The organism is Desulfosediminicola ganghwensis, assembly GCF_005116675.2.
Lineage (GTDB): Bacteria > Desulfobacterota > Desulfobulbia > Desulfobulbales > Desulfocapsaceae > Desulfopila > Desulfopila ganghwensis.
The window spans coordinates 284,945-297,002 of record NZ_CP050699.1; the positions used below are offsets into that span (position 1 = coordinate 284,945).

Here is a 12,058-nt window from a genome sequence, read left to right on the forward strand (position 1 = left end):
GGTGCCTTCTCTTATTTCATGCACCACTCATAGGCGTTCTGGAACATCTTCATCCATGGAGTAACTTCAAGATGCTTCAGTCCCTCGGGCAAATAATGTGCCTGCCATGAAAGGAAAACACGCTCAGGATGCGGCATCAGCGCCAGGTGGCGGCCGTCGGCAGAGCAGAGTCCTGCCAGACCTTCCGGTGAGCCGTTGGGGTTGAACGGATAGCTCTCGGTAGCGTTACCTTCGTCATCCACATAGACCATCGGGGTCATATTGTTTGCCTTGACCTTATCCATGATCTCAGCATCCGGGAAGTGGAGCTTTCCTTCGCCATGGTCGACATGGATTCCGAAAACGGTTCCTTCCATGCCTTGCAGCATCATGGCATTGGACTCCTGCACTTTCACGGTGGCCCAGCGGGACTCGAAACGACCTGACTCATTATGAATGAAGCGCGGCTGCTTCTCCGCCGGGATATCAAGCTCAGGCACCCAGCCAAGCAGGCCGAAGAGCTGACAGCCGTTACAGATACCGAGGGTAAAGGTATCTTCGCGGTTATAGAAATCCCTGAACATCTTCTGCAGACGCTCGTTAAAACGGATGGTGGCTGCCCAGCCCTTGGCGGAATCGGGCACATCGGCGTAGGAGAAACCGCCTACTGCAGCGAGGCCTCTGAACTCTGCGAGGTCGATGGTGCCGGCCAGCAGGTCATTCATGCAGATATCCCAGGGCTCGAACCCTGCGGCGTAAAAGGCACTGGTCATCTCGCGATCTGAATTGGAACCCTCATCACGCAAGATAGCTACCTTCGGCTTATCACCAGCCTCAAGTCGCTCAACCGGAGTCGCAGTGGGCTCAAATGTCAGTACATAGCCTGGACCTTTACGATCGTAGATATTGCACTTTTCCTGCTCTACACAGTCCACATTGGCCTGCAGACGCTCGAGCTGGTAGCTGGTCTCTTCCCAGAGGCCACGCAGCACAACCATCTCTTCAGCAAGAACTGAACTACCATTAACCGCAACCTTGATCTGCTTTTCAGTTGTGGTGTTACCGAGCACCGCATTGGCGACACCGGCAGTTTCAAGCAACTGCTGTACAGCCGCCAGATTTGCGTCGTTGCACTCAACCACCATACCGACCTCTTCTGAGAAGAGCGCTTCGATGGCACCAGACTCCGTTGCCAGATCGATATCAATACCGCAGTTACCGGCGAAAGCCATCTCGAGCATGGTGGTGATAAGACCGCCATCACTCCTATCGTGACCGGCACTGATGAGTTTTGCCGCAATCATCTGCTGCACCGCATTAAAAGCCGCCTTCAGCCCTGCAGGGTTTTCCACATCGGGGCTGTCCGCACCAAGCTGGCGATGGACATGGGCCAGAGCTGAACCGCCCAGGCGATTTTTGCCACCGGTCGGATCGATGAACAGCAGTACGGAATTGCCTGGGTTCTTGATATCCGGTGTCACCTTGGCGGTGATATCCGGCATGGTGGCGTAAACGGAAATGGTGAGTTCACGCGGAGATTTTACAGTCTCTTCACCGACCATGGTGGCCATTGAAAGACTGTCTTTGCCTCCATCGACCGCGATACCCACCTCGATCATGGCGTCGCACATGGCTTTGGCAGCATCATAGATGGCCGCACCCTCGCCCGGCAGTTTCGGTGCCCACATCCAGTTGGCTGAACATTTAACCTGGTCGATTGCATCAATTTTGGCCCAGACCAGGTTGGTCATAACCTCACCAACCGCCATTCTGGCACCTGCCGCAGGGTCGACAAGCATCTTGATCGATTGCTCACCGATCGCAGTGGCTATACCGGTTTTACCGAGATGACTCTGGGCCACAACTGCCACATCGGCCACGGTCAGCTGCAGCGGACCACAGCACTGCTGCTGGGCAATAAGGCCGGTTACCGCACGATCCACCTTGTTGGTGAGAAAACGCTTGGAACCAACCGATACCAGACGCAGCACCTTGTCCAGTGCATCACGGACGGTGAGGTCTGCCGGCAGCTCAACAGGATTGGAAGCGATCCTGGTACGGTTATCGGTAAAGGTCTTCTGGGGTATTTCACCCAGCAGGGCATCCAGATGGATATCCACCGGGGTAGAACCATCGTTGGAATCATGTACCACGAATCTCAGATCGCCGGTCACTTCGCCCAGCACTTCGCAACCAACCTTCTCACGAGCGCAAATCCTCTTAAATTCCTCAATATTCTCAGGACGAATCAAGAGCCCGCAGCGCTCCTGGTATTCGGCAACATAGATTTCCAGCACAGACATGGTGGGATCACCCACCCGAACGTTTCTAATCTCAACCCGACCGCCGGAATTCTCAACCAGCTCTTTCATTACGTTGGCGGGACCACCTGCGCCCTGGTCGTGCATGACGTCGATCAGGGTCTTGTCACCCATCTCGTTACAGGCACGAATGACACGGCTCATCTTCTGCTCCATCTCAGCGTCACCACGCTGGACGGCATCGAAATCGAGCTCGGACTCGTTTTCACCCTGCATCATCGAAGAAGCCGCGCCACCACCGAAACCGACCCGATAGGCCGGGCCACCCACCTGCACGATGAGCATGCCTTTTTCTTCTTTTTCCTTCTCGGAGTGGCGATCATCAATCTGGCCGATACCGGCGGTGAACATGATCGGCTTCAAAAAGCCCCAGCGCTCCCCGTTATCAAGACGCATATCAAACGAACGGGCGAAACCCTGGATCACCGGCTCACCGAACTTATTACCATAATCGGAGGCACCGTTACTCGCCTCGATCATAATCTCCAGCGGACCGGCGAGGTTATTAGGGACCGGTGCATCGTCTTCCCAGCTGAGAGTGTATCCTGGAATATTGAGATTACCGACGCAGTAGGCCGCAGTTCCTGCCACGACATAGGCCCCTTTACCCGTACCCAGTACGTCGCGAATACGGCCACCCGTTCCTGTCTCGGCACCCGGGAACGGTGCCACGCCGGTGGGGAAGTTATGGGTCTCGGCGGTGAGCAACGGATTATAGGTCGCATTTACTTTTTTAAATGGAGAGGGCTTACCAGGCTCAACCGGATGCAATGTGGTGATTTCGTAGCCCTTGATGGCGCTGGAGTTATCTTTAAAAGCAATGGAGGAACCTTTCGGGTTGGCCTTTAAGGTATCGACCACCAGATCAAAGAGAGTATCCGGATACTCTTCGCCATCAATTACCTGCTTACCCTTGAAGTAACCGTGGCGTGAGTGTTCAGAGTTGGCGTTATTGAGATCCATGATCTCAACGATGGTCGGGTTACGCTTCAGTCTGCCCACGAAATAATCGTAGTAGAGGTTGCGATCCCACTCATCCATGGAAATGCCCGGAATATTCAACAGGCCGTCAGGCCCCTCGCTGATCAGGTCCACATCGTATACCTGTTCCGGCTCCACGCCTGTCTCAAAGCTTGCCAGCGGCTCCGGGTAATGACACTCGGTCATCCGGTCATGATTGGCGTCGATAAACTGCTGGATATCCTGGCCCTCCGGCACAATGTAACGGCGGGATCTCTCAACCCTGGTAATCATGTCAAGGCCGGTCGCCCTGCAAATGGAGACCATATTCGACGACCAGGCGGTGGCGAAATTCATGCGCGGTCCAAGCTCGACAACACGGTCACCCGCCAGAACCGGAGAGGTGGAGACAGTCTCCGCCAGAAAGCCATCGGCCAGGATCAAGCGTACCCGTAGCACTTCTTCATCCGTTAACTCGCGGCTGGATTCTATGTTAAAACAGTAGGCCCGGCTATCGTCAATCTTCCGATACAAACGTGTGATTTTCACACTCATTTTCGCATCCTTTTATTTGGAGGTATTCCTGCAGTTACAACAATTTTCCCAGACTGGTTTGGACTGCGGGAGATGGTTTTTAAAGTGAAGATACTTCAGCTTTGCTGGTGAGTAACATCTTAGCTGCAGAAAAACATCCCAACATAGCATTTTTTACCAGAAATATCTTGCTCAAAGTGTATTTAGCGGTGGTTTTCAATCAGAGTATCAGCCCTCTGAGATTATTGCAGAGCGTCAGTGAAACAACTATCAGCCTTGAATATCTCATGAAATAATTGTACGTTCCCGAACGTATTTAGCTGACTCGACGAGCAGACAGTTTCATTTCTACCCGCTTTTTTTAATACATCAGGATAACAATAGTCATGACATTACAATCTTCATCCTCAAACTCCGCAGGTCTGCTTCTTTCCCCGGACCACCAGATCGTTTGTGCCAAACTCAGCAGATTGAACGCCCCTGACGTCAGTCAGCGCGCCGCCGCCCTTATCCTGCTCGATCAGGGCACGACCCAGGCTGAAACCGCCGAGCAGTCAGGACTGAGCATCGGTCAGATCCGCTACCTCGTTAAGCGTTTTAAAGAAAAAGGTATGGAGATGTTTCCCGCAGACGTTCTAAAAAAGGCTGCCGACAGCGAGCCGGTGTCATTGAATGCAGCGCCTGAAAAAGCAGCTGAAGCTCAGAAAGCGATTGCCCCGGATGGCGCCGAAGCGACACCAGAGTCTACCGATACCTCTGCACGCAAAAGCCAGGATCCCTCTGCCCCAAAGCCTTGCAAAATCAGCAAAAAGGGCTCTAAAAAACGCCCTAAACGACCAAAGCCGATTAAAAAGAAAAAGAGCAAGCGCAAGCGCAGAAAGAAAAAACAGGGCTGATTCCCCAATCTCTCTTTTTTCAGTCTGACGCACTTTTCATCCGCACATTCGACATTGAACTGCTGCGCTCGACAATTTTGTCGAGCGCAGCACCCATCCTGCCCATCCGCCGGCACTTCCCCACCGATACCTGCACACACTTCCTGCACCTTATTCTCCTGATTTATCGGTCTATTCTTCAAAAGCACTTCATTAATATCACGTTGTGGCAATCCGGTACGGGATTTGTATCGGCAACACAGATAATAACCTGAATTTCATACCGGCATTGAGCCAGAACCATCAGCTGCGACTTTGCCCGAACCAATGACAATTTTGCTCGATACCACCGATCTGTTTTGTCTGCAACTCAACCTATCAGGAGATAACACATGAAGAGAATCACCCTGCTTTTTCTGGCTGCCACCCTGCTTTTCACCGGTCAGGCCTTTGCCAAAACCTACGGAAATGGTATCAGCGAAGGCGAATCCACCGCCATCTCTAGAATTCTCGATGCACCTGACGAATATCTCGGCAAAACAGTAAGAGTTGAGGGCCTTATAATCGAAGTGTGCGCCAAACGAGGCTGCTGGATTTATGTGGCAGGAGATCGCCCCAATGAAAAGATCCAGGTAAAGGTCACCGATGGTGAAATCGTCTTTCCCATGAGTGCTACCGGCCGGGTTGGCATTATAGAAGGTATTGTAGACGAGGTGAAACTTTCCCGGGAAGAGCTCATCAAGTACCAGCAACATCTTGCAGAGGAAAAAGGTAAACCATTCGACCCCGCCTCGATTGATGAAGGAACACGCTTTATCCGCCTGATCGGCCTTGGCGCTGAAATTAACGAATAACCGGTGCCCCATATGAAATGGCGTCGCTGGAACAACATAATCCACCGGGATCTCGGCTACCTCTGCTTTGGACTCACCATTATCTATGCGATTTCGGGAATTGCGGTAAATCATATTGCAGACTGGAATCCCAATTACCGGATTGAACGAATTCAATCTACCATCAACCCTGCCCCCTTAGTCGGACTGACCGGCGATGGTTTAATCAGGAACATACTGACCCAACTCAAAGAGAGTGGCGAAATCAAGGGAAGCTATCAGACAGACGATACGACTCTGCAGATTTTCGTGGTAAACAACAACATTACTGTCAACCTTCGCAGCGGAGAAGTTTTCGAGGAGAAGAACCAACCGAGAAAAGGGCTGTACCAGATGAATTTTCTGCATATCAATCATGCCAAAAAGCTCTGGACCTGGGTAGCTGATCTCTATGCGCTGGCGCTGATGATCGTTGCCGTCACCGGGCTTTTTATACTGCGTGGTAAAAAAGGCCTACGCGGCAGAGGCGCCTGGCTGACCGGGGCCGGAATCGCCCTGCCTATATTTTTCCTCTGGCTCTATCTGTAAAAATCCCCTGTAAAACAGTAGTTCATTCTTCCCTCCCCGAGCCCTGTGCTAGTTCTCTTGCACAGGGCTTTTTCAGGTCCTGTAACACCCTTCCCTCTCTATTATTTTTTGGTTAGCGCCCACCCCTTTGCCTACATTTTAATTGACAGATGTGGCACCGCACCACTATCATTTAGCCGGTCAGCTAAATGAGGTTCTAATACAATGATTGAAAACATAATCACACTAACCAAGGCATTTGCAGATGGTAACAGGATGAGAATCCTGATGGCGCTGCAGCATGCAGGCGAACTCTGTCCCTGCCAGATCACCGAATTGCTTGAGGTGAGCGGTGCAACGATTTCCCGACATCTTGGGGTTTTGCAGCGATCTGCAATAGTCGAGAGCAGGAATGTCGGCAAATGGGCCTATTTTCGCCTCAAAGAAGATCAGGAGCACCAGACGATGATCACCTGGCTATCGTCCCAGCTCGAGTCAACGGAGCAGATACAAAGGGACAGAGAGGCACTGACTGCGATTCTCGCCCTTGACCCTGAAGATATATGCAGAAAGCAACGAGGGACGGAATGTTGCCCCGTACCGTCTGAAGAAGGAAAGGAGGATAAATAGCGTGTCCGTTAACAAACCGAATGTCCTGTTTCTCTGTACGGGAAATTCCTGCCGAAGCCAGATGGCTGAGGGCTTTGCCCGTCACCTGAAAAGTGACAGGATGAACGCCTTTTCGGCAGGAATAGAATGTCACGGCTTAAATGAGAATGCCGTGGCTGTTATGGCGGAAAAGGGGGTGGACATCTCAAGCCACACCTCAAAAGTAGTCGAGGAACTGGGCCAGATTGAATTCGATTACGTGGTGACGGTATGTGGTCATGCCAACGAGACCTGCCCCATGTTCAGAGGTGACTGCAAGGTTATCCACGTGGGTTTTAACGATCCACCCCAAATGGCCCTGGCCTTTGAAGATAAAGAGCAGAAGCTCGAATGTTATCGAAAGGTTCGAGACGAAATAGAAGTATTTATCAAGACTCTGCCTGACAACCTGCCGGGCTATACGGAGAAAGGAAATGACTGATCAGCACAACTCAAACGAGCGTCGGATGACTTCGATTTTCGAACGTTATCTTACGCTCTGGGTAGGAGCCTGTATTGTCGGCGGCATCCTGCTTGGCAAGATTGCACCCGACTTTGCCCACACTCTGGACGGGATGGCAATCCATGTCAACGGGGCCCCTGTGGTTTCTATCCCCATCGCCATCTGCCTGTTTTTCATGATGTACCCGATCATGGTCAAAATCGACTTTGCCTCAGTGGTCAAAGCCGGCAAGAGTGCCAAGCCGGTTCTGCTGACCCTCTTTATCAACTGGGCGGTAAAACCTTTCACCATGTACGCCATCTGCATTTTCTTCCTTGGCTTTTTGCTTAAGGGCTTTATCGGGGAGGCCGCGACGGATCTGGTAAAGATTCCCTTCGGGCTTGATCTTGATGTCGGCGCAATCCATGGCGCCGGTACAGTGGTAATGCACGAGGGCCTAAAGATGCTCGAAATTCCGCTGTGGCGCAGCTATCTTGCAGGCTGCATTCTACTTGGCATCGCACCATGTACCGCGATGGTTCTGGTCTGGGGATATCTCTCACGCGGAAACGACGGCCTCACCCTGGTGATGGTTGCGGTAAACTCACTGCTCATGCTGCTGCTCTACGGTGTCCTGGGTGGATTTCTTCTTGGCGTGGGCAGACTGCCGGTACCGTGGCAGGCATTGCTGCTCTCCATCTCCATCTATGTGGCACTGCCATTGGTTGCCGGATATTTCTCAAGAAAGTGGCTGATTCAGACCAAAGGCAAGGTGTGGTTTCATGAAAAGTTCCTGCACGTCCTGACTCCGATCACCATTATCGCCCTGCTCACCACTCTGGTGCTGCTCTTTTCTTTCAAAGGCGAAGTGATCCTGCAGAACCCGCTCACCATTCTCTGGATCGCCATTCCGCTTTTCATCCAGACTGTGCTGATTTTTGCTCTTGGTTACGGCCTGGCGAAGGTCTTGAAGCTTTCCTATGAAGATGCGGCACCCGCTGCGATGATTGGTGCTTCAAACCATTTTGAAGTAGCCATCGCTACTGCGGTTATGCTTTTCGGCCTCTCCTCGGGTGCAGCCCTTGCCACGGTTGTCGGTGTATTGATCGAGGTGCCGCTGATGTTGATGCTGGTACGTATCTGCCTTAAAACCCAGCACTGGTTTAACCATCAGTAACTCGTATTCAGAATGTCATTCTCCCCACTTGAGGGGGGAAAGACAACAACCATACCCCTGTTTTTTTTAATCAATTCAGGCAGGGCCGGATTCATTTTTATTGGCCGTAAACTATAGCAAGCTATGTTTACGGCCAAAACACCGAATAAGCTGGTGGTGTACCGTGGCTGATGAGAAAGCCGGATTCAACCTCTGCTCAAGATCATATGTTCAACCTGGGGGCCGACTTTTTTCCAGTCAACGCAGGGGCGGGCAAATTTTCTCGGAAAGATCAAGGGACAGCCAAAAGCCGCATCATCTATATAAAGTTCGCCATACGCCTTGGGACTGGCGGTCCAGCTATCCTGATCGGGATTCCGGTTAATGCCATACAGCTCAACCCCTTCACGCCGCAGATAATTCACAGCATCCGTAAGCAACATTCTCCCCGCCTGATCCGAGCGCATGGTGAAGAGGATTATTCGGCCGCCACATTTATGAAGCCTCTTCAGCCACTGGATAGCTCCCGGCACCGGCTCACCAATATCGGGATATCGATGGTCGACAATGGTTCCATCAAAATCTATGCACAAATACATTTCCCCTCCCGCACATATATCTCATGAAAATAACCAGCAAGCTATTTTCATGTTTTGTAATTGCAAAGTATTAAGCCTACTGCCTGAACATTTCATACGGGTACAATACCCAAAGAGCAGCTCTATAGTGTGTTGAAGATTCGCCCCTGTGGACCATGTCGACAAGGGCTGCTCTGCGGCAGACCACTTCAACTCGTTCTATAAATCGGCTGAACATCGCTTGATACCAAATTCTTTTGCTACAGTACGTAAATGTGCTGCATTTTGCAATCAATAGCACACACCATCACCCTGTTTATCGTTGTCATTTTGACGCTTTGAGTATGCATAGCCTGGCAAACATGCTGAACTGATCACCACTTTGTTGTATAGTGATGCTTTAAATCGCAATCTTCTTAATTTAACTTATGGCATCAGCTTCATTACGCTTTAGCATTCTACTACCATGACGCCCATACCAAGCAGAACAGAGCATTACCGGACCATGCGCTTCAACCGTATGGAAATTGCAGGCTCGCTCGGCGACCTCGGAACCCTGTTGCCGTTGACCATGGGAATGATCCTGGTCAATGATCTCTCCGCGGTTGGCACTTTTTTCGCAATAGGACTCTTTTATCTGCTGGCCGGATATTATTTTAAAATCCCGGTTGCCGTACAACCTATGAAAGTGATCGCCGCCTATGCCATAGCCACGGGCATGACCGCGCAACAGGTAAGCAGCTCAACCCTGCTGATCTGTATATTCATGGCCATAATAGGTCTCACAGGGGCTATCACCCACATCGGCAGACTGATTCCCAAATCTGTGGTACGCGGCGTGCAGCTTGCGACCGGCGTGCTACTGATGAACCAAGGGATTCACTTTATACTGGGAACTTCCGCCTCGCAACAGGCAACCGGCCTTGCCGAACCGTTTTTCCGACTGCAGCACATTGGCCCTGTACCTGTTGGCTTTCTACTCGGTATCGGGGGCTTTTTCATAACCCTGGCCCTGCTGAACTCCAAACGTTTCCCGGCCGCTATCATCCTGATCTCGCTCGGCCTGCTGGCAGGATTCTGCTTCGGTGACTACGAAAATCTCATAAAAATCCTGCCCGGCATTTATCTTCCCCAGATTCTGCCCTATGGCTTTCCCTCTTCTATCGACCTGAGCTTTGCGCTCTTTGCCCTGGTGCTGCCGCAGATCCCCATGACTCTCGGCAATGCCGTTGTCGCCACCACAGAACTCTCTAAAGAGTACTTTCCGGGGGCTGCAGAACGGGTGAGTTACAGATCAATGACTCTCAGCATGGCCTTTGCCTCCGGTCTCTGTTTTTTACTGGGAGGAATCCCACTTTGCCACGGTGCCGGAGGGCTTGCCGCCCACTACCGCTTTGGTGCCCGAACCCATGGCTCTAATATTGTCATCGGCACCCTGTTTATTATGATGGCAATTTTTCTCGGCCCCCATGCCATCGCCTTGCTGCATCTCTTGCCTATGGCGATTCTCGGCGTGTTACTCCTCTTTGCCGGTGTTCAGCTCGGCATGAGCATTATTGACATTGAGGAACGTGCAGATCTATTCGTTCTCTTGATAATGCTGGGCCTCACCCTTGTTCTGAACCTGGCCTGGGCATTTGTCGCAGGTGTTCTGCTCGCCCACGCCCTGCGCTCGGGCAAGCTGCATATTTAAAGTGTTAATGCCATGAAACCCTATTCCATCCCGGCGGCCCCGGTAGTCGTTGAACAGATTGTCAAACGCAGCCAGTTCATCTGTTATATAGAGCATTGCCCCACCAAGGCCGACGCCGATGCGTTTATACGCCGTATCAACGAGAAGCATCCAGACGCAAACCATAATTGCTGGGCCTGCGTGGCCGGTAACCCCGGCGACCCTGCCGGGTATGGTATGAGCGATGATGGTGAGCCCCGCGGCTGTGCCGGAAAGCCCATGTTCAACGTACTGCATCATTCCGGGATTGGTGAGATCTGTGCCGTGGTCAGCCGGTACTTCGGTGGCATCAAGCTGGGAACAGGAGGTATGGCCAGGGCCTACAGTTCAAGTGTTCAACTCGCCATGGATCAGTTGGACACAAGAGTAAAGATAAACTATGCCAAGATATCCCTGACTCTGCCCTATTCATTACTTAAAACAACTGAACACCTGATCTCGGAGGTGGAAGGTACAGTTGCAGACGCGGAGTACGCCGCTGACATACAGCTTATTGCTGAAATTCCGGAGAGTATGGAAGAGTTGTTTCAGGAAAGAATACGTGAAGCAAGCCAGGGAACAATACTTTACCAAAAAGACTGACGGCTGGGCGAAAGCAAGCGAGAATCTGCAAAATGGAGCACACTCAACCGGCTCATTTCTCCGATACTGCTTTCTCCTGCCGGCACTGGATCAGCTCAAATAGCTGAGCCGGCCCACCCCGGAATATACAATACAGCCCAAGGCCGATCACAAAGAGCGCGGTGAGCACGGAATCGTACCCTGTGTTGGAAAGTAAGCCAGTTCCGCGCAACAATTCCCAGCCTGAATACATCATCACCATGCCGATGCCTATGCGGCAAAGGTTCATAACCACGAAAGTGACTTTTTCTGCAAAACCCATGTTTCCTCCTGCAGAGGTCTGTTTTCCGGTCCGATACAATTCGACCGCAACAGCACTCTATAAGAGAAATTTAATCATGGACGTATAACTCGTCGACTTCATCCCAGGCGTCCGGGTTTCCTTTTCTCAGCTGAACCAGCTGCCTGAAGTAATATACCAGGGCCACGATATAGCGCAGCTTGCACTCGATCGAGCAACGCGGATCACCGGGCGACATCTCATAAACCTCTTCATCACTGAGCACGATGATCTTTTCGATCTCACTCAGCAGTTCGAGTTTTCTGATCCGCAGGAAGCGCTCAAGAGGCAGCACCACCGTCGGTGCATAGTTAAGCGCCTCCAGTCTTGCTGCGACCTCTGCAACTGTCCTGGCGTCGGCGATATCATTCAAGGCCCGCACCTCGTCCTGGAGTGCGCTCACCTCAAGCAAAAAATCAGATGCCGTTATCATCATCTCCTCCCTATAACACTCGCTAACATCTCAATCCATTACCACAGATGATTTTTGCACCTACAATGAACAACTCTCAATCAACATCCATAATACGCT

General features: G+C 51.5%; 12 protein-coding genes. 8 read left to right on the plus strand and 4 right to left on the minus strand.

What is annotated here, in order from left to right:
- Positions 1-11: 11 nt before the first annotated feature.
- Positions 12-3,815, minus strand: a complete 3,804-nt coding sequence (gene purL, locus FCL45_RS01250) for a phosphoribosylformylglycinamidine synthase (protein ID WP_136795493.1) — start codon at positions 3,813-3,815, stop codon at positions 12-14.
- Between the two features lie 365 nt (positions 3,816-4,180).
- Here purL and FCL45_RS01255 point away from each other — a divergent pair, with 365 nt between their 5' ends.
- The 6 genes from FCL45_RS01255 to arsB all read left to right on the plus strand — a co-directional run bounded on the left by FCL45_RS01255 (position 4,181) and on the right by arsB (position 8,336).
- Entirely contained in the window at positions 4,181-4,690 is a 510-nt protein-coding gene (locus FCL45_RS01255) for a helix-turn-helix domain-containing protein (protein WP_136795494.1), read from the plus strand.
- Between the two features lie 371 nt (positions 4,691-5,061).
- On the plus strand, positions 5,062-5,523 hold the full coding sequence (locus tag FCL45_RS01260; RefSeq protein WP_136795495.1) for a DUF4920 domain-containing protein: 462 nt from the start codon (positions 5,062-5,064) through the stop codon (positions 5,521-5,523).
- 12 nt (positions 5,524-5,535) lie between these two features.
- Positions 5,536-6,090: a PepSY-associated TM helix domain-containing protein gene (locus tag FCL45_RS01265; protein ID WP_136795496.1), complete on the plus strand. Its 555-nt coding sequence runs from the start codon at positions 5,536-5,538 to the stop codon at positions 6,088-6,090.
- Positions 6,091-6,294: 204 nt separating this feature from the next.
- The gene (locus tag FCL45_RS01270) at positions 6,295-6,699 is read left to right on the plus strand and encodes an ArsR/SmtB family transcription factor (RefSeq protein WP_136795497.1); all 405 of its coding nucleotides are present in this window, start codon (positions 6,295-6,297) and stop codon (positions 6,697-6,699) included.
- A gap of 1 nt (position 6,700) precedes the next feature.
- Positions 6,701-7,159 (plus strand): arsenate reductase ArsC, encoded by a 459-nt coding sequence (locus FCL45_RS01275; protein ID WP_228721423.1) that lies wholly within the window; start codon positions 6,701-6,703, stop codon positions 7,157-7,159.
- Positions 7,152-8,336 (plus strand): ACR3 family arsenite efflux transporter, encoded by a 1,185-nt coding sequence (gene arsB / locus FCL45_RS01280; RefSeq protein WP_136795498.1) that lies wholly within the window; start codon positions 7,152-7,154, stop codon positions 8,334-8,336. The genes FCL45_RS01275 and arsB overlap by 8 nt, the downstream gene beginning before the upstream one ends.
- A gap of 185 nt (positions 8,337-8,521) precedes the next feature.
- Here the strand turns inward: arsB and FCL45_RS01285 are convergent, their stop codons facing one another.
- A complete protein-coding gene (locus tag FCL45_RS01285; protein ID WP_136795499.1) occupies positions 8,522-8,914 on the minus strand; it encodes a hypothetical protein in 393 nt (130 codons plus the stop codon).
- 445 nt (positions 8,915-9,359) lie between these two features.
- On the opposite strand from FCL45_RS01285, the gene FCL45_RS01290 reads away from it, so the two are divergent.
- A complete protein-coding gene (locus FCL45_RS01290; RefSeq protein ID WP_228721424.1) occupies positions 9,360-10,586 on the plus strand; it encodes a putative sulfate/molybdate transporter in 1,227 nt (408 codons plus the stop codon).
- 12 nt (positions 10,587-10,598) lie between these two features.
- On the plus strand, positions 10,599-11,207 hold the full coding sequence (locus FCL45_RS01295) for a YigZ family protein (protein WP_136795500.1): 609 nt from the start codon (positions 10,599-10,601) through the stop codon (positions 11,205-11,207).
- 52 nt (positions 11,208-11,259) lie between these two features.
- Here FCL45_RS01295 and FCL45_RS01300 read toward each other — a convergent pair whose 3' ends face one another.
- Entirely contained in the window at positions 11,260-11,508 is a 249-nt protein-coding gene (locus FCL45_RS01300; protein WP_136795501.1) for a hypothetical protein, read from the minus strand.
- Between the two features lie 70 nt (positions 11,509-11,578).
- Positions 11,579-11,962, minus strand: a complete 384-nt coding sequence (locus FCL45_RS01305; RefSeq protein WP_136795502.1) for a hypothetical protein — start codon at positions 11,960-11,962, stop codon at positions 11,579-11,581.
- Positions 11,963-12,058 lie beyond the last annotated feature (96 nt).